We start from the raw sequence: 18,663 nt of genomic DNA on the forward strand, positions 1-18,663 counted from the left end.
ATAATGACGCTTTATACCCCCGCTTGCCCTGGGAATTCTGCCATGATCAGCCATTGCCTGAACGCCAGACCACGCCAGCCCGAGAACAACGCTTGAAGCCGCCTAACTACCTGGAAGGTGTGACGTCGGCACATCATGAAGCAATATTGCGTGACCTCGCCTGGCTGGTCGTGACACCGGATATCGTGGCGTTCCCGCCCTCCAGTCCATTTTCAGGCCGCCCTAGCCAGTCCGAGCTGGGGCTGAGTGACGCCCTGGAAGCCTGGCTGAATGGTTTGGCAATCCCTGAGCTGGCCCGCCATGGCCGCCAGTCGAGCCGCATGGGGCACTATCACGAAAAGCTATGGCATTGGCTGCTGGACCGCGCGCCCAATACGTGCCTGCTGGCTCATAACGTGCGGATTACCCGCAAGCGCATTACCTTGGGCGAACTGGACATGCTCTACCGCAGGCGGGATCAACCTGCTCCGGTGCATCTGGAAGTGGCGATCAAGTTTTATCTCGGGTTACCTGAAGGGCCTGGAGAAGCCACCAGCCAGAGCCGCTGGATAGGCCCGGGCGGTCTGGACAGCCTGGCTCTGAAATACTGCCATTTGCAGCGTCATCAGTTGCCACTTTCTTCCACAATACCCGCACAGGAAACACTCGGCCATTGGCTAGCCCCTCGGGATACAGGATATACAGAAACAGGCCTGGGCGGGCAGCTCACCCAGCGGCTGGCCATGCCGGGCGTGCTGTTTTATCCATGGCACGCGCCCATGCCATCGCCTGAGGGTGCCACTACTGCACACCGCAGAGGACGCTGGTGCCACGTCAGCGACTGGCCAGCGCTTGCCTCTACCCTACCCGCTGATTTTCTGGTGGCCTGGCTCGAAAAACCGCACTGGTTGGCGCCGCCAACGTTTGACGCCTTCAAACCAGCGTCAGAATCACTGATACCGCTATTGGCGATGGCCCGGTATCAGCCGCAGCAGGTCATGATGTATCTGCCGTCAACCCAGCGCTGCGAGCGGCTGTTTATCGTGCCCGACAACTGGCCGCGTCAGGTACCTTTGCCACCGCGTTTGCAACCGCGTTAAACCACCACCAGATTATCGCGGTGAATCAACTCGTGAGCCTCCACGTAGCCAAGGATGGCTTCAATTTGATGGCTTGGCTTACCCGCTAGCTGACGGGCTTCGTCGGCCCCGTAGTTGACCAAGCCTTTCGCCACGGTCGTGCCTTGCTCATCGACACAGGCCACCATATCGCCGCGCTTGAAGCTGCCCTGGACGGTGCGCACGCCAACGGCCAGCAGGCTGGAGCCTTTATCGCGCAGCACCTTGACCGCGCCAGGGTCCAGCACCAGCGTGCCGCGCACCTGGAGTTGCCCCGCCAACCAGCGTTTACGTGCTGCGATGGGGGCTTGCTCCGGGCGCAGCAACGTGCCCAGCGCCTCGCCCGCCATAACCCGGGTGATGACATCGGGCTGCCGACCACTGGCGATTACCGTGACCGCACCGGATCGGGCCGCCAATTGAGCGGCGCGCACCTTGGTGGTCATGCCGCCCCGCCCCAGCGACCCGCCACTACCCGCAACGGCCGCCAGGCGCGGGTCGTCGGCCCGGGCCTCACCAATCAGCTGTGCGGTGGGTACGTGGCGGGGATCAGCGTCGAACAAGCCTTCCTGGTCAGTCAGCAGCAGCAGGGCATCGGCTTCGAGCAGGTTGGCGACCAGGGCGCCAAGGGTGTCGTTATCGCCAAAGCGAATCTCATCGGTGACCACGGTGTCGTTTTCGTTGACCACCGGGACGACGCGCATTTCCACCAGGGTGCGCAATGCGGATAGCGCGTTCAGGTAACGCTTGCGGTTGGAAAGGTCGTCGTGGGTCAGCAGGATCTGCGCGGTCAGCACACCGTGGCGGGCGAAGTGCTGCTCGTAACACTGGGTCAGACCGTTTTGCCCCACCGCCGCCGCGGCCTGGAGTTCGTGCACCGCGCTGGGGCGGGCCTGCCAGCCAAGGCGCACCATGCCCGCCGCGACGGCACCCGATGACACCAGGACGACCTCGATGCCCCGCTGGTGCAGGGCCGCAACTTGATCGACCCAACGGCCAATCGCCACTTCATCCAGGCCACGACCGTCATTGGTCAGCAGCGCGCTGCCCAGCTTGACCACGACGCGACGAGCCCTGCTCAACGCCGCTCTACCCAGCACCGACTCATTGCTTGCCACGTCGCTCTTCTCCCTTTTGGCCAACCCTGCGCCTTTAGCCCTCAAGGCGCGTATTCGACATCCACATCGTAATCATCATCATCGAAGTCGTCGTCATCTTCGTCGTCGCGTTTGCGCTTGCGGCCGAGTCGCGCTTCGGTGCGGGCCACGGACTCTTCCTCCATGCGCCGACGCATTTCCTGCTCCCGGGCATGGGCTTCCTCGTCTTCGTGTTCCAGGCGCTGCTGTTCGGTGAGCCAACGATAGGCCGCCTGCACCAGTTTGTCGGTGCCGTCGCTGCTGATCGCCGAAATGCGGAACACCGGCCCTTGCCAGTTCAGCGCATCGATAATCGCCTGGGCGCGCGCCTCGCGCTCTTCTTCATGCAGCAGGTCGAACTTGTTCAGGACCAGCCAGCGGGGGCGCTCGGAAAGCGCCGGTGAGAACTGGCCCAGTTCGTGTACGATCGCTTTGGCCGCCTCGACCGGGTCAGATTCATCGAACGGCGCCACGTCGACCACATGAAACAGCAGCCTTGTACGGGTCAGGTGCTTCAAAAAGCGCAACCCAAGCCCCGCGCCATCGGACGCGCCTTCGATCAGGCCCGGCACGTCGGCCATGACGAAGTGCTCGTGCATGCCCAGCTTCACCACGCCCAGGTTGGGCACCAGGGTGGTAAAGGGGTAGTTGGCCACCTTGGGCTTGGCTGCCGATACGGAGCGAATCAGCGTCGACTTGCCCGCATTGGGCATGCCCAGCAACCCCACATCCGCCATGACTTTCATTTCAAAGCGCAGGTTGCGGCGATCCCCCTCGGTGCCCGGTGTGGTCCGCCGGGGCGCACGGTTGGTGGATGACTTGAAGTGGATATTACCCAACCCACGGCGACCGCCTTCGGCGACCAGCACGACCTGACCGATCTCGGTCACATCGGCAATCACTTCGAGGGTATCCTCGTCGATCACCGTCGTTCCCACGGGCACTTTGACGTGCAGGTCTTCACCGGCCTTGCCGCTCATCTGGCGGCCCATACCGCCCTGACCGTTTTCGGCTTTGTAGAAGCGCTGGTACTTGAAGTCGATCAGCGTATTCAGCGCATCGTCACCAATCAGGTAAACGCTGCCGCCGTGGCCGCCGTCGCCCCCATCAGGGCCGCCTTTGGGCACGTATTTTTCGCGGCGAAAGCTGAGACAGCCATTGCCGCCTTTTCCCGCCTCAACAATGATGGAGGCTTCATCGACGAACTGCATTGGTTTCTCCCGGCCGCTTTCGCCGCCCTCATATGCGTTACGTTTTCCAATCTTTGATTCCACCAACATGATGGAAAAGTGTATTGGAAAAGGGGTTAACCGACAAAAAAGCCCCGCCATGGCGGGGCTTTTTTCTCGCAACGCTTTGTCGACGTTACGAGCGCAACGCTAGCCGTTTACTCAGAAACGATGCTAACAAACTTGCGGTTGTGCGGACCCTTGGTCTCGAACTTCACAAAGCCTTCGTTCAGAGCGAAGAGCGTGTGGTCACGACCCAGGCCAACGCCGGTGCCGGCGTGGAAACGCGTGCCGCGCTGACGAACAATGATGCTGCCTGCGCTCGCTGCCTGGCCACCAAAGAGTTTCACCCCTAAGCGTTTGGACTCGGAATCGCGACCGTTACGCGTGGAGCCGGCTGCCTTTTTATGTGCCATTGCAAAATCCTCCTAAAGGGGAATTGGCCGCTTACGCGGAAATTCCGGTAATTTTGACTTCAGTAAACCACTGGCGGTGGCCCTGGCGCTTCATGCTGTGCTTACGGCGACGGAACTTGATGATCGTCACCTTATCACCGCGGCCGTGGGAAACCACCTCGGCAGACACTTTCGCACCGCCGACCAGCGGTGCGCCGACATTAACGTCGTCACCGTCGGCTACCAGCAGCACTTGGTCAAACTCGATCGTCTCGCCAGTGGCGACTTCGATCTTTTCAAGCTTGAGGGTCTGGCCTTCCTGAACGCGGTACTGCTTGCCACCGCTTTTAATAACTGCGTACATGTCTCTCTCCGGACGTCAATATTGCCGCTTTGATCACCGAAAACGGCGCTCATCAAAAATCGCTCTTGTCGACCTGCGGCGAGTGGCGCCCCTTTTGGCAGCCATCTGACAGGGAGCATGATGAGTGGGTCGCGGATTATAACGATGATTGCGTTTTGCTACAAGGCCTATTGCACCATTACAGATGATAGGGTATCACACACCCGCAGGCGCCTTGACGCCTAACGGAGAGCCCCATAGCATGGCCTCAACTTAGCGCGGCATATGCCGCCTCCATCTGCCGCGACGAACATTCCATGACCGCTAACGTCTCATCAGTCCAGCCTGCCAGCTCCACGCCCTCACCGCTGCACGCCGTGGTGGCGGATGACTTCGATGCCGTTAACCGGACCATCGTCGCCCAGCTCAATTCCAAGGTGCCGCTGGTCGAAACCATCGGCCAGTACATCACCGAGAGTGGCGGCAAGCGCTTGCGGCCACTGCTGGCGTTGCTGGCGGCACGTTCACTGGGTTACACCGGCGATAAGCATATCCCGCTGGCCACGCTGATCGAGTTCATGCACACCTCGACGCTGCTGCACGACGACGTGGTCGATGAATCGCACATGCGGCGGGGCAAGAAAACCGCCAACGACGCCTGGGGCAATGCGCCATCCGTACTCGTTGGCGACTTCCTATACGCGCGCTCGTTTCAGATGATGGTCGACGTCGGCTCGATGCGCATCATGGCGATTCTTTCCGGTGCCACCTGCGTCATCGCCGAAGGCGAAGTTCAGCAGCTGACCAATATCGGCAATCCCAGCGTTTCAGAAGACGACTACTTCGATACGATTCTCGGCAAGACCGCCATGCTGTTCGAAGCCGCTTCCCACAGCGGCGCGGTGCTTGCTGAAGCGACCCCCGATCAGGAACAGGCGCTGCAGCACTACGGGCGTTATCTGGGATTGGCGTTTCAACTAATTGATGACCTGCTGGATTACCAGGGCGACGCCGAGGCCATGGGCAAGAATGTCGGCGACGACCTGGCCGAAGGCAAACCGACCCTGCCGCTGATCCGTGCCATGGAACAAGGCACCCCCGAACAGGCCAAGCTGATTCGCCAGGTCATCCGCCAGGGCGGGCTCGAGCAACTCGACGCGGTACTCGACATTGTTCACGCGACCGGCGCTCTGACCTACACCCGTACGCGGGCCGAAGAAATGGCCGATAAAGCCCTTTCCCAGCTTGACGCTCTGCCCCCCAGCCCCTATCGCGACACGATGGCAGAGCTCGCTCGCCTGGCGGTTGACCGGCAAACATAATTGCGTTTTCAGCCCTGGCAAGACTTGAAAAAAACCGCCTGGCTACGTATTATGCCTCTCCGTTGTCGCACCATACGGCAACGCATCGGAATATAGCTCAGCTTGGTAGAGCGCTGCCTTCGGGAGGCAGAGGTCGTAGGTTCGAATCCTGCTATTCCGACCAAAAATTTCCATGAAAACGGCCACTTAGCTATTACAGCAAGTGGCCGTTTTTTGTTGGCGTGCAGGGTAGCGAACCGCCTATTTGGGGAGGTGCGCGTCACCCCGGCGGGTGAATCAACCCCACAACGCTGACCAGAATCAGCACGGCCCCCAACACACGAAAGAACAGCCCGGTGTCCGCTTTGAGCATATAGCGATGGGCTTTCTCGCCGAGCAAATGGCCAATAAAAGCGCAGGGCAGCAGCCACAGCTGGTGAATCAGTTGCAGGTCGACGCCTGCGATGACGAACGACACCATCTTGATCACCACCAGGATAAACCACAGCACAAAGAGGGTATCCCGCAGCTGTTCCTTGGCGACGTGCGTGGCAAACACCGCCACGATCAGCGGCGCACCGATCAGTGAGGTACCGCTGACATAGCCGCCCAGCGCCAGCAGCACATAGTCCACATATTTGTTCTTGCTCTTGAACGGCTTGTTAAGCACGTAGCCAATGGCATAGATGATCACGATGCCGAAGATGATGCTGGTCATCACGTTAGCCGGCAGCGTCAACAGCCCCACCACCCCGATGAGCTTGGGGATAATCATGATCTTCAAGGCCTTGGCCAGGTAGCCCCAATCGATATTACTCGCCGGCGCGGCGCCGGCTCCCCCCTCTTGCTGCACTTGACGATGCCCGCGCCAGGCAATCCAACTGGAGAAGATCAGCAGGTGAATGGCAATAATCGGCAGGAAGACAAGGGGCTCGTTCACCACCAAAAGCAGAAATGGCAGCGCCAGTACGGCACCGCCGAAACCGAGACTCGTCCTGACAAAACCGCTCCAGGCAAAAATTAGCCCGATCAATGCATACTGATACCAGAGTAGATCCGTCATGGGTTCGCCTAACCATCGTCGTTTTTGAAAGCCGTTATGGGGCATCGTTATTGAGAAAAGGTCTCCACCGTCCACCAGGAGGGCAGCAGCGCACGTACATTAGCTTGCGCGAAACGATCATCCATTAATACCACAACGCCTTCATCATCTGGACTGCGAATCACCCGGCCAGCGGCCTGCACCACTTTGATCATGCCGGGAATACGGTAGGTGTAGTCGTCACCCTGGCCAAAGCGCGCGCCCAAACGCGCTTTCAGCGCTTCGTTGAAGTCGTTAAACGGCGGCAGGCCCAGGGTCGCAATAAAGGCGCCAATCAGCCGGTCGCCGGGCAGGTCGATGCCCTCCGCGAAGGCACCGCCCAGCACCGCAAAGCCGATGCCTTTTCCACCGGGTGTAAAGCGCGCCAGAAACGCCTCGCGTTCGGCCTCAGGCATCCCGCGGGTTTGGCTAAACACGGGCACATCCGGGTGCGCTTCGCGGAACCGTGCCAGCGCTGCCGCCAGGTAGGCAAAGCTGCTGAAGAACGCCAGGTAGTGGCCTGGCCTGCGCTGATACTGCTGCGCCATGGTGGCGACGATGGGCTCGATGGAGGCGTCCCGGTCACGAAAACGGGTGGAAATATCGCGTCTTATGCGTACCTCAAGCTGGCGGGCGGCAAACGGCGATGCCACTTCGCGCCAGACGGTCTTTTCCGGCAAGCCGAGAAGGTCTCGATAGTAGTGACCAGGGGTGAGCGTTGCCGAGAACAGCACCACTGAGTGCGCGGCGTTAAAGCGCGGGGCCAGAAAATCGGCGGGTATCAGGTTGCGGAGTCCCAGCACCGCCCGCCCTCGCCCATAGCGGGTAAGATCACACAGCGAGTGCTCGCCAAAACGCTCTGCAAGGCGGCAGAACGCCAGCGCTTCGAACAGCAGTTCCTGGAGTTCCAGACTGGCGTCTTCAGGGTGCTCACCCAGGTGATCGGTCACCGAAGCCCCCGCCTGCTGAGCGGCGGCCACCAGCTTGTCAGGCAGCGTCGTGAGCAGCCGATAGGCTGGCTTACCCAGTTCGCCTACCGCATCCAGCCCCGCGTCTTTCAGTGACTTGTCATTAAGCAATGAGTCTTTAAACAATGCCTGCCACTGGCGGGCTAAACGATTCAAAGGCCGTGAAAGCGCTGTCGGCGCGGCGCGGCGCAACCGGTTAAGACGCTGCTGGTCGAGTTCGGCGCTGTACATGCCGCGGGCGCGCTCCACCAGATTATGCGCTTCATCGACCAGTACGCCCGTCCGCCAGTCATTGGCCTGAGCCAGGCCGTGCAGCAGCGCGTGGTTGTCGAACCAGTGATTAACGTCGCCGACCACCACATCTGTCCAGCGCGCCAGTTCCTGGCCTAAATAGTAGGGGCAAACGTCATGGGCCAGCGCCACTTCACGCAGCGCGTCGCGATCCAGCCACGCTTGCTCGACTGCCGCTTGTCGCGCCGCAGGCAGGCGGTCGTAAAAGCCCGCCGCCAACGGGCACGACTCGCCGTGGCAGGCGCGGTCAGGGTATTCGCAGGCCTTGTCCCGGGCCACCAGTTCCAGGACCCGCAGCGGCTGGGCTTCCTCGCCCTGGCCAGCGCGCAGCGTGGCGAGCGCATCCAGCGCCAAACGGCGGCCGGGGGTCTTCATGGTCAGAAAGGCGATGCGGTCGAGTTGCTGACGCGGCATGGCCGAGAGCATGGGGAACAGCGTTGCCACGGTCTTGCCAATGCCCGTGGGTGCCTGAACGAGCAGGCAGCGCCCGGTGCCGGTGGCTTTATAGACGTCTTCAGCGAGCTCGCGCTGGCCGGGACGAAACGTGCTGTGAGGAAAACGTAGCGTTTGCAGGCGGCTGTCGCGGCGCTGGCGATGGTCGGCCTCCTGCTCCGCCCAGGCGAGAAAGCGTTGGCACTGGGCGGTAAAAAACGCCTGCAACTCGCTAGCGGACGCCTCCTGGTTAAGCAAGGTCTCCTGGCCACTGGCGATTTCCAGGTACACCAGCGTCAAGGTGATGTGCTCCAGACCGCGCTCTTTGCAGAGCAGCGCGCCGTAGACTTTCACCTGCGCCCAGTGCAGCGCCCGCTGGTTATCGGCCATGCGCTCCAGGCTGCCGCGGTGGGTTTTGACTTCTTCCAGGCGGTTGGCCGCAGGGTCAAAACCATCGGCGCGGCCTGTCACCGTCAGCCCCGCAAAGGTGCCTGACAGCGGCAGTTCAGCGATATAGTCCGCCCCGCGGCGGCTGGCCACCAGCGTATGCCCTTGTATGCCTTCCTGGGCACTGGGCGCAGGGGTAAAGCGGTGGTCGAGATCGCCTTCGCGGGCGGTGAAATCGCAGAGCGCCCGCACTGCCACCCGATAGGTCGCGCTCATGGCATTGGCTCGGCGCTATCCGCCCAGCAGACGTAACATACCGCGGCGGGGATCTCGTGACGGTGGAAGAAGGTTAGCCAGCGACGCTGATTATCCTGCAGCCGGTCGCCGGGGCCCTTGACTTCGATCATCCGGTAGCGCGGCGTGCCCTCGGGTGCATCGGGCATCAACTGAATCAGATCCGGCAGCCCGGCGCGGTTGGCCTTGAGATCCCCCAGCAGTCGTTCGAAACAGGCGCGCAGATGCTCTGCGGGAATACACTCGAGTGCCAGCTCGACCAGCGCCTCATCGACAATTGGCCAGTGGACAAAGGGCGATGCCAGACCAAACTTCTCCCGCCAGGTCGCCTGAATCACCTCGCGGTAGCTGCCGTCTTCCAGCCGCGCCAGGCAGGCATCGAAGGCGTCACGCCGACGCGCCACAAAATCGTCGCGGTATAAATCCGCGGGGCCGTTATGAAAGGGATGAAAGAAGGCGCCGGGCAACGGTGCAAATATAGCGGACCAGCAGAGCAGGCCAAACAGCCCGGTGATCAGACTGTTTTCCACATAGTAGACCGGTGCCTGGGGCTCGCTAAGTGCTTGAACCACAGCGCGCTCCACACCTTGTGGCCCGGGCAATACTAGATCCCAACGCTCATGGGCGGGCTCTGGCTCACTCGGTACAACAGGCATTTTAAGCCGCCGCTGCAAACGGGGCAGCAGCCGTGCCAGGGCTTGATGTTCGGTCTCGTTAGGGCTGCTATCCAACGCCTGGGTCGCCCGTTCAAAAGCCGCTTGATGTTCTCCCGCTCGCTCCAACACACGTAGCTGTCGAATGCGCGCTTCGCTACTGTCTGCATCGCCATAGAGTGTCAGCGCAAGCGCAGAGTCACCGCTGCGCTCAGCCTCGCGGCCCAGTTGCAGCAGTAACCGAGCGCGCCGCGTGGCCAACCAGCGGTTATCCGAGGTCGATGGTACTTCACGGTAAAGATCAGCGGGCAACTCGCCCTCATCAAGACGTTGGCGCAAATGATGGAGCACCAGGTAGGTATCCACTTCATGACGCGATTGGAAAGCGCGGGAGTGTGGCGTGAACGGCACAACCTCAAAATGCTGGAGGCCGAGCTCCGTCAACACGAACTCAGCCCAGTCCTGGCGCAGGTTACCAAAGAACATCAGCCGCAGACGGTCGCAGGTTTCCATGACCGTTAGCCGCAGAACTGTATCGTTTGCCCCGGGCCACCATTGGGATAACCGCTTGGGTTCATTGAACGCGCTTGCCAGCGTGTCGTAGAGCACGGTTTTGGCGCTAGAGACACTGACCCCGGCTGCGCGTATCTCCGCTGCCAACGCCTGGCGCAGTTCGGCCAAGCGTAGCTGGTGAAACACCTCATCGACACTAAGCGCCGGGTCGCTATCGACCCAACCTAGCGACATCAAGGGCGCCACCGCCGTTGCGCTGTCGCCGATCTCGGCATAGCTGAGTTTGCCAAGCCGGAACAGCTCGCCCTTGCGCATCACCATACGCACCAGCAGCGCTTGGGAAGCCTGGGGCAAACGTTCAAACTGTTCAAGAAAAGCGAGTTCGTCTGCCGCGAGCAGATCAGCGTGGCGCTCCCCCACCCAGGTCAAAACGAAGCGAAAGTTCGTCAGGTAATAGAAGGGGTCATCGAGGGAGGCGGTCGGTGTCGCGAAAGCACTGTTCATTTATCCATTATAACAGTGCGACGCCATTTTGTGACAGTCTCGCCGTCATGGAGATTAAGCAGAACTATGTCAGTTGCCAGTCTGCAAGCCCTGACTACTCAAGCTTAATAACTCGTTACTGTCATTCTTTCGGCACAAGGTCGGCCGTGTTCTGCTGGTACTGCCTTGGTGTCATGCCCTTTAGCTCACGAAAGTGACGGTTGAAATTGGAGAGGTTGTTATAACCAACCTCGAAGCATATATCGGCGATGGACTGCCTGCCTTCAAGTAATAGCCGACAGGCATGACCGATGCGGATCCGCCTGAGAAAGGCAACGAAGGTATCACCGGTGGCGTGCTTAAAAAAACGCGAAAAGGTGGAAGGCGTCATGCCATTGCTTTCGGCCAGTGTCGACATGCGAAGCTCTTCATGGAAGTGGTCGTGAATATAACGCAGTACGGCATCGACCTGTGCGGAGGAGGCCCCCTTGGCTTCCATGCCGTACCCACGCCCGGCCAGGGTATGGTATTCACTCTGCGCTAGACTGCGCAGAATGGACAACATGGTCAGTAGCCTGCCGGCATTATCCTGCTCGCCCATCCCGACAAGCAGCTCGGCACAGCGTGCCGCCTCTTCTCCCGTGAATTCTACTCCCAAGGCTGAGTCTTCAATGAGTGTCGACAGGCAGTTGAGCTCCGGGCAGAGCGCCATCATGTGTTCCAGCCATTCGCCCTTGAACTGGAGGACAACATCACGGCCCTTAATCACCGGCTGCACCTCATCGAGCTCGCTAAACCATGCGTGCGGAATATTCGGTCCCACCAGCACTAAATTACCCGGTTCGAAGCGGCCAATATAATCCCCTACGAAATAATGCCCAGCCGAATAACGGATGAGATGCAGCTCGTATTCGGGATGATAATTCCAGCGAGCAAGCGGAGCGGGGAAATCATGACAATGCCAGTAGAAACTGAATTTTGGATCCTGACTGATGCACTCGAAAACCGGCGCACCAAGAGGCGTATCGGTAAGATGCGAAGTCATCATCGTTTATCAGTGCCTCTTTTCGTTAGAAGCGATGTCTGGACAAAGACGCCCATACCTGATTACTCACCATCCTGAATTAAAGTGAGCCGCTGGCCTTTTATACTTTGGTCATAACAAAGTCTTTCTTCTTTACAAAAGCTGTCCCTAAACATCACGGAAAATATTTTTTAAAACAGACAGTTACCTACTACTCCGTGAAACTCTGCAAAAAAGTATCATTCCCATGAAAATTACAGCCTAGTCTCTTTTTCAGCTTGACGCGTAGATTTCTTGCAAGTCCCTGGCGAGGTTGGCTAGACCACTGAAAGACCGATTCTCGCCCATTTTTAATACGATTCGAGAATAGCGTCATGAAAGCAAAAGCGCTGGTGCTGGAGAAGAAACGCGAACTGTCGTTACGAGAAATCGAACTCCCCGATCAGCTCGGCCCGGATGACGTTCGCGTGCGCATCCATACCGTCGGCATCTGCGGTAGCGACGTGCATTACTATACCCACGGCCAGATCGGCCCCTTTGTTGTCCGTGAGCCAATGGTACTCGGCCATGAAGCATCCGGTGTAGTGACTGACGTCGGCCGTAACGTAAGCCATCTTCATGTGGGCGAGCGGGTGTGCATGGAACCCGGCATCCCCGATCCCACCTCGCGCGCCGCCAAGCTGGGCGCCTACAACGTCGACCCCAGCGTTCGCTTCTGGGCCACGCCACCCGTGCACGGCTGCCTGACGCCCGAAGTCATCCACCCAGCAGCGTTCACCTTCGCACTTCCCGATTCGGTGTCCTTTGCCGAAGGCGCCATGATTGAGCCATTCGCGATCGGCATGCAGGCGGTCGTTAAAGCGCGCATGCAGCCAGGCGATGTCTGCGTCGTCACCGGCGCCGGGCCGATCGGCCTGATGGTCGCCCTGGCCGCGCTTGCGGGCGGCGCCAGCGAGGTACTGGTCTCCGACTTGGTTGAGGAAAAGCTGGCCATCGCGGCCCGTTACAAGGGCATCACGCCTGTCAATATTGCGCGGGAATCCCTGCGAGAAGTTCTCGACAAGCGCTGCGGCCAAGACTGGGGCGCCGATGTGGTGTTCGAGGCCAGCGGCAGTCCTAAGGTCTACGACGATGTACTGGCCTGCGCCCGGCCTGCCGGTGCGGTCGTGCTGGTTGGCATGCCCGTCGAGCCAGTCACCTTCGATATCGTGTCGGCGCAAGCCAAGGAACTGCGCATCGAGACGGTGTTCCGCTACGCCAACGTCTACGACCGGGCGATCGACCTGATCGCTTCGGGCAAGGTAGACCTCAATCCACTGATTACGGAGACCTTTGATTTCGAACACAGTATCGATGCGTTCGAGCGTGCCGCAAGCGCACGACCCAATGATGTCAAGCTGCAGATCACGCTTGATACCTAACCCCGCCAGACCTGAACCCAAGAGAGGAAAACAACAATGACCCAGTTCAAGCGTCGCGACATATTAAAAGGAATGGGTGGACTCGCCGGCTTATCGTTGATGGGCGCAGGCCCACTGCGAACGGCCCTGGCCCAAGGCATGGCCAGCGATGAGGCCTGGAAGCAGGCCAGTGGCACCACCATCCAATTCATCTCCGAGAACACGCCGCCGACCACCGCCATCGCCGCCAACCTGGCGTCTTTCCAGGAACTCACCGGCATCACCGTCAACATCACCGAAATGCAGTTGGGTGCCCTGGTACAGAAAGTTGCGCTGGACTTCGGCGCTGGGCGCAGCGCCTTCGATGTGATCTATGCCGATCCTTACCAGGTACTCGCGCCATATCACCGCGGTCTGGTCGATCTCAACACCTTCATCAACGACGACCAACAGCCGGTTGTGCCCAAGGGCATCGAGGACTTCATCCCCTCGCAACTGGCAGCCGCGGGGCGTTTCCAAGACAGGGAAAGCCTGTATACCCTGCCCTACGACTGCCCGACGATGATCTGGATCTACCGGCGTGACCTGTTCGAAAAATACCACGACCAGATGCAGCAGGATCTCGGCTTCGACCCGACCCCCTCGGACAGCACCACCTGGGAGCAGTACTACCAGATCGCCGAGTGGTTCAGTAACGGCAACGCCAGCGAGGTTCAGTACGGCACCGGTCATCAGGCTCAGCAGTACGATTCGCTGATGTGCGACTTCTCCAACGTGCTGTTCGCCTACGGCGGCGATTACTTTGCCAACGGCCAGCAGGTCGGCCTACTCGGCACCGACTCCCCTGGCGCCTGCCAACTGACCAGCGAGCCCGCGCTGGAAGCCGCGCGCTTCTACCAGAAGTTGCTCAAGGTCGCCCACCCCGGCAGTACCAGTTGGGATTGGACCGGCGTCGCCAACGCCTTCCAGAACGGCGAGTTCGCGATGATGCCCGAATGGCACGAGTTCGCCGGCTCGCTGGAAAGCTCGGACCTGCAGGGCAAGATCGGCTACGCCCCGCTGCCCAAGGGCCCAGCACGCAGCGCCAACCTGTGGGGCGGCACCGGGATCGGTATTAACGCCAACGCCTCGGCCGAAAAACAGAAAGCGGCCTGGCTATTCCTGGTCTGGGCAACTTCACCACAGACCCAACTGATGGGGCTCAAGAGCGAGGTCGGCGGCGGCACGCCGACGCGCCAATCGGTTTACGCCATGCCCGAGGTCAAGGCCGCCAGCACCCCGCCCACCGACATGCCCAACATGCTCACAGCTGACACCATGCTGACCGCCTGGCAGGACGATCACATTGGCCTGAGGCCCAAGATCGCCCAATGGAACGAGGTCGATACGGTGATCTTCACTGAGCTTTCCAAGATGCTGGCGGGGCAGATGTCCCCCGAGGAAACCATGCAGAGCGCCAAGCAGCGCATTGATCGTATCGTGGGGGCGTAACCCATGGCGCTGACGACCGGAAAACCTTCGGCGCGGCGGCAGGGATTTGAGCTGGCGATGATGTCGCCAGCGCTCTTTCTACTCGCCCTGATCACGCTGGTACCGTTCTTCTCCATTATCTGGATGAGCTTCAACGACGTCAGCCTGATGGGCGGGCTGGCCTTCGAGTTCTCAGGCCTCGACAACTGGCAGCGGGTGTTCACGGATCCGGACATCCGCTCCAGTTGGCTCATCAGCCTGGTCTATTTCCTGGCCACGGTGGGCCTGGAAATGGTCATCGGCACCGTGATGGCGCTGCTGGTTTACAGCCTAACGCGGGGCAGCAACATCATCATCTCGCTACTGTTGATCCCGATGTTCATCGCCCCGGTGATCGTCGGGCTCCTGGGGCGTTTCATGCTCGATCCCAGTCATGGCCTGTATGCCTGGCTGCTCAATGAAAGCGGTCTATTCGACGGCAACATTCTGGGCAGCGTCGGCTCCGCGATGGTCGCCGTCATCCTCATGGATGTCTGGGAATGGACGCCGCTGGTCGCGCTGATCGTTCTGGCAGGACTGGCTTCAGTACCCGAGGACACCCTGGAAGCGGCGGAGATGGACGGTGCCAAATACGGCCAAAAACTTCTCTATATTATCCTGCCGTCTATCTCCAATATCCTGCTCGTGGCGCTGCTCATCCGCGCCATGGATGCGATTCGTTTCTTCGCGATCATCTTCATCACCACCAACGGCGGGCCCGCGGATTCCACCAAGATCATCCCCATTAGGCTCTACGACATCGCCTTCCGGTTCTTTGATCTGGGCTATGCCGCCGCTGTGGGCATCACCATGCTGGTGTTCTCGATCATGGTGGCTACAGCGTTTACGAAGCTGCTCAAACGCCAGGAGACAAGTTCATGAAAACCTCCAAACGCTGGCTGCCCCTCACGTTCAAAATCGCTCTGCTAACGCTCCTGCTGTTATGGACGCTGATACCGATCACCTGGATGGTGCTGTCCTCTTTCAAGCCAAACGACATCATCACCGCCGGTACGCCACGCGTCTTCTTTACCCCAACCCTGGAGCATTACACCTCGCTGTTCAGCAGCGGCAACAGCCTCTGGCCTTACCTGCTCAACAGCCTGTTCATCGCCGGGATCTCGACGCTGATCGCCGTGGTGCTCGGCTGCATGGCCGGCTTCGGGCTGTCGCGGATAAGAATCAAGGGCAAACAGCACCTGGCCTTCTGGATCATCAGCACCCGTATGGCGCCGATCGCCGCCGTTATCGTGCCGCTATACCTGCTGTTCCGTTACCTCTACCTACTCGACACTCACGCCGGCCTGATCGTCGCCTATCTGAGTTTCAACCTGCCGTTCGCCATCTGGCTGATGACCGCATTCTTCGACGACCTGCCACCTGACCTGGAGGAAGCGGCGATGATCGACGGTGCCACCAAGTTCCAGGCGTTCCGCTACGTCGTGCTACCGCTGATGACCCCCGGGCTGGTGACAACCGCTATCCTGTGTTTCATCTTCGCCTGGAACGATTACGCCTTCGCCCAAACGTTTTCCGGGCCCAGCACGCAGACCATTCCCATTGCCGCGGCGCAGTTGCTCACTCAGACCGGCATCGACTGGGGCAAGCTGCTGGCGATCGGCACCATCGTGGTCTGCCCGATGGCGATTGCCGGGCTGCTGGTCAAGCGCTGGCTGGTCCAAGGGCTGACCTTGGGCGCGGTGAAATGACTGGCCCTATGACAACGGATCTACGGTAACGGCCCCGACAATAACGGCTCTACAATAAACAGGGAGACAACCATGAACGTGATGTCACAATTCGATCTGAGTGGCAAGGTCGCCGTCGTCACCGGCGGCAACGGCGGGCTCGGCGAGGCATTCGCCCATGCGCTGGCCGAGGCCGGCGCACAGGTCGCCATCGCCGCCCGTGGGCACGCGCGCAGCCTGGAAGTGGTTAAGGCCCTGCAGGACGCCGGGCACCGCGCCATGGCGGTGGAAGTCGACATTACCCAACCCGAAGCGGCTGACCCTCTGCTCGACGAGGTTGAGGCCACCCTCGGACCGGTCGATATCTTCCTCAACAACGCCGGCGCCTGCCAGCACGCGCCGGCGCTGGATGTCACCCCGGAGGGCTGGCAGGACATCTTCAATATCAATGTCCACGGACTCTGGTACTGCGCCCAGGCCGCCGGACGGCGGATGCAGTCGCGCGGCGGCGTGATCATCAACATTGGCTCGATCTCGGCGATGATCGTTAACCGCCCACAGATGCAGCCCGCCTACAACGCCTCCAAGGCCGCGGTGCATCAATTGACCAAGTCGCTGGCGGCGGAATGGGCCCCCTACGGTATCCGCGTCAATGCACTGGCCCCAGGCTACGTCAAAACCAGAATGGCACCGGTCGACGACCCCAAGTTCAAGCCACGCTGGATCGACGACGCACCCATGCAGCGCGCCGCCACTCCCGAAGAGCTCGGCCCCACCATCGTCTACATGGCCAGTAATGCATCGAGTTTCATGACCGGCTCCATCGTCGTGGTGGATGGCGGCTACACCCTCTGGTAACCACAATTCGAGTAACCGCCCGACCCGCAAGGAACCCGACATGGCAACGCTACAACTTAACAACATCGTCAAAGACTTCGGCGGCACCCAAGTCATCAAGGGGGTCGATCTAGAGGTCAAAGACCGCGAATTCGTGGTCTTCGTCGGGCCCTCGGGCTGCGGCAAGTCGACCTTGATGCGCATGATCGCCGGGCTCGAGAGCGCCACCAGCGGCGACATCTCGATCGACGGTGAGCGCATCAACGACGTTGGCCCAGCCGACCGCGGTCTGGCGATGGTCTTCCAGAGCTACGCGCTTTACCCGCATATGACCGTCGAGGACAACATGGGCTTTAGCCTGCGCCTGGCCAAAGTGCCCAAGGCCGAGCGTCGCGAGAAAGTCCTGGCCGCCGCACGCATCCTGCAACTCGAAGAGCTTCTCGACCGCAAGCCCCGCGCGCTATCCGGCGGCCAGCGCCAGCGCGTGGCGATCGGCCGGGCAATCGTGCGCAACCCAAGCATCTTCCTATTCGACGAGCCGCTATCGAATCTCGACGCGGCGCTGCGCGTACAGATGCGCATCGAGCTGGCGCGACTGCACGAGGAGCTCGACACGACGATGATCTACGTCACCCACGACCAGATCGAGGCCATGACCATGGCCGATAAGATTGTTGTGCTTCAGGGCGGCGTGGTCGAGCAGATCGGTTCGCCGATGGCACTGTACCACCATCCGCGCAACCGCTTCGTAGCGGGCTTCATAGGCTCGCCGAAGATGAACTTCCTGGATATCGAGGTGCGCGGGGCTGACGCTGAGGGGGTCGATGTGGTGCTGCCCGGCGGCGATTGTCGAATACCGGTGGAGGGCGACGGTATCAGCAGCGGCGACACGCTGACGCTCGGCATCCGCCCCGAACACCTCAAACTCGATGATCAGGGGCCGTTGACGGGTAACATTTTGGTCATCGAGCGCCTTGGCGGAGCAACCACGCTGTATCTAGAGAACGCTGACAGCCAATGGACATTGGTAGCCGACGGCGATGTCGCTCACCGGGTGCACGATCAAGTACGCTTTTCCTTCGATCCGGCCTGCGCGCACCTTTTCAATGGCAGCGGCGAGGCACTGCCCCACCGGCACCGCCATCCACTGGTCGCCATTGACCGTAAGGAAAACCGTGGATCGTCAGCCTGAAGATTCCTGCTGGCCTCACCCCACCCGATGCTGCTTGAGCACGGTGAGGCTTCGCTCTTCTTCGCTTTGCGGTTGCGATGGTGCTTGGCGGGTGCCGACAAGCACATACCATTCCGCCTCACTCAGATAGCCTTCGCACCAGCGACCCAGGTCGGCGGCACAATCCTCTCGAGTGAGCTCTCCCGCACGATAGTCATTGGCCAGGAGTAACAAGCTCTGGCGTGCCGCGCGCGCGCGTGCATCGCCACCGTGCACCTTGGAGAGCGGGCAGCGCCTATCGTAGGCAGCGTTGGTCAAGGCATTTAACCAACGCTCCAGCTCATGTGCTTGAATACCGCCGTAAACGGCCACGCGCGAACTCCCTGCCCTGTATAAAGGGCGATAGACTGCCCGAATTGGCCTCGAGTGTC

The 18,663-nt window shown here is 60.3% G+C and carries 17 protein-coding genes and 1 tRNA gene; 9 read left to right on the forward strand and 9 right to left on the reverse strand.

Translation table 11 applies throughout. From position 1 onward, the window contains the following. Positions 1-53: 53 nt before the first annotated feature. Positions 54-1,079, forward strand: a complete 1,026-nt coding sequence (locus QC816_RS14070; protein WP_422823749.1) for a DUF1853 family protein — start codon at positions 54-56, stop codon at positions 1,077-1,079. Here QC816_RS14070 and proB read toward each other — a convergent pair. From proB to rplU, 4 genes are all read right to left on the reverse strand, one after another. Then, the gene (gene proB, locus QC816_RS14075; RefSeq protein WP_199284488.1) at positions 1,076-2,215 is read right to left on the reverse strand and encodes a glutamate 5-kinase; all 1,140 of its coding nucleotides are present in this window, start codon (positions 2,213-2,215) and stop codon (positions 1,076-1,078) included. The two genes, QC816_RS14070 and proB, sit on opposite strands and share 4 nt — an antisense overlap. A gap of 41 nt (positions 2,216-2,256) precedes the next feature. Further along, positions 2,257-3,444 carry an Obg family GTPase CgtA gene (gene cgtA, locus QC816_RS14080; protein WP_066316227.1) on the reverse strand — a complete coding sequence of 396 codons (1,188 nt, stop codon included), beginning with the start codon at positions 3,442-3,444 and terminating at the stop codon, positions 2,257-2,259. A 176-nt stretch (positions 3,445-3,620) separates the two neighbouring features. Then, complete coding sequence (gene rpmA, locus QC816_RS14085) at positions 3,621-3,878, reverse strand: 50S ribosomal protein L27 (protein WP_085917668.1); 258 nt, start codon at positions 3,876-3,878, stop codon at positions 3,621-3,623. A 31-nt stretch (positions 3,879-3,909) separates the two neighbouring features. Further along, entirely contained in the window at positions 3,910-4,221 is a 312-nt protein-coding gene (gene rplU / locus QC816_RS14090; protein ID WP_027337601.1) for a 50S ribosomal protein L21, read from the reverse strand. 296 nt (positions 4,222-4,517) lie between these two features. Between rplU and ispB the strand changes: the two genes are divergently transcribed. Both ispB and QC816_RS14100 read left to right on the forward strand, forming a co-directional pair. Then, the gene (ispB, locus tag QC816_RS14095; protein WP_085917667.1) at positions 4,518-5,522 is read left to right on the forward strand and encodes an octaprenyl diphosphate synthase; all 1,005 of its coding nucleotides are present in this window, start codon (positions 4,518-4,520) and stop codon (positions 5,520-5,522) included. Positions 5,523-5,608: 86 nt separating this feature from the next. Then, positions 5,609-5,685, forward strand: a tRNA-Pro gene (locus QC816_RS14100). Positions 5,686-5,781: 96 nt separating this feature from the next. On the opposite strand, the gene QC816_RS14105 is transcribed toward QC816_RS14100, so the two are convergent. The 4 genes from QC816_RS14105 to QC816_RS14120 form a co-directional block, all read right to left on the reverse strand. Then, positions 5,782-6,564 (reverse strand): sulfite exporter TauE/SafE family protein, encoded by a 783-nt coding sequence (locus QC816_RS14105; protein ID WP_085917703.1) that lies wholly within the window; start codon positions 6,562-6,564, stop codon positions 5,782-5,784. A gap of 47 nt (positions 6,565-6,611) precedes the next feature. Next, entirely contained in the window at positions 6,612-8,936 is a 2,325-nt protein-coding gene (locus QC816_RS14110) for an ATP-dependent DNA helicase (RefSeq protein WP_309782908.1), read from the reverse strand. After that, positions 8,933-10,624 (reverse strand): VRR-NUC domain-containing protein, encoded by a 1,692-nt coding sequence (locus tag QC816_RS14115; RefSeq protein WP_309782909.1) that lies wholly within the window; start codon positions 10,622-10,624, stop codon positions 8,933-8,935. The genes QC816_RS14110 and QC816_RS14115 overlap by 4 nt, the downstream gene beginning before the upstream one ends. 121 nt (positions 10,625-10,745) lie before the next feature. Then, complete coding sequence (locus QC816_RS14120) at positions 10,746-11,651, reverse strand: helix-turn-helix domain-containing protein (protein ID WP_309782911.1); 906 nt, start codon at positions 11,649-11,651, stop codon at positions 10,746-10,748. 350 nt (positions 11,652-12,001) lie between these two features. On the opposite strand from QC816_RS14120, the gene QC816_RS14125 reads away from it, so the two are divergent. The 6 genes from QC816_RS14125 (at position 12,002) to QC816_RS14150 (ending at position 18,253) form a co-directional block, all read left to right on the forward strand. Then, the gene (locus tag QC816_RS14125) at positions 12,002-13,048 is read left to right on the forward strand and encodes an NAD(P)-dependent alcohol dehydrogenase (RefSeq protein ID WP_309782912.1); all 1,047 of its coding nucleotides are present in this window, start codon (positions 12,002-12,004) and stop codon (positions 13,046-13,048) included. 36 nt (positions 13,049-13,084) lie between these two features. Beyond that, the gene (locus tag QC816_RS14130; RefSeq protein ID WP_309782914.1) at positions 13,085-14,518 is read left to right on the forward strand and encodes an ABC transporter substrate-binding protein; all 1,434 of its coding nucleotides are present in this window, start codon (positions 13,085-13,087) and stop codon (positions 14,516-14,518) included. Positions 14,519-14,521: 3 nt separating this feature from the next. Further along, entirely contained in the window at positions 14,522-15,418 is an 897-nt protein-coding gene (locus QC816_RS14135; RefSeq protein WP_051430635.1) for a carbohydrate ABC transporter permease, read from the forward strand. Continuing rightward, positions 15,415-16,245 (forward strand): carbohydrate ABC transporter permease, encoded by an 831-nt coding sequence (locus QC816_RS14140; RefSeq protein ID WP_309782916.1) that lies wholly within the window; start codon positions 15,415-15,417, stop codon positions 16,243-16,245. The genes QC816_RS14135 and QC816_RS14140 overlap by 4 nt, the downstream gene beginning before the upstream one ends. Before the next feature lie 72 nt (positions 16,246-16,317). Beyond that, positions 16,318-17,082: an SDR family oxidoreductase gene (locus tag QC816_RS14145; protein ID WP_309782918.1), complete on the forward strand. Its 765-nt coding sequence runs from the start codon at positions 16,318-16,320 to the stop codon at positions 17,080-17,082. Positions 17,083-17,122: 40 nt separating this feature from the next. After that, positions 17,123-18,253: an ABC transporter ATP-binding protein gene (locus QC816_RS14150; RefSeq protein ID WP_309782920.1), complete on the forward strand. Its 1,131-nt coding sequence runs from the start codon at positions 17,123-17,125 to the stop codon at positions 18,251-18,253. Positions 18,254-18,268: 15 nt separating this feature from the next. On the opposite strand, the gene QC816_RS14155 is transcribed toward QC816_RS14150, so the two are convergent. Continuing rightward, positions 18,269-18,604, reverse strand: coding sequence for a hypothetical protein (locus QC816_RS14155; protein ID WP_085917664.1), 336 nt, complete (start codon positions 18,602-18,604; stop codon positions 18,269-18,271). Positions 18,605-18,663: the final 59 nt, after the last annotated feature.

Origin of the sequence: Vreelandella janggokensis (assembly GCF_031451615.1) — a bacterium.
Classification (GTDB): domain Bacteria; phylum Pseudomonadota; class Gammaproteobacteria; order Pseudomonadales; family Halomonadaceae; genus Vreelandella; species Vreelandella janggokensis.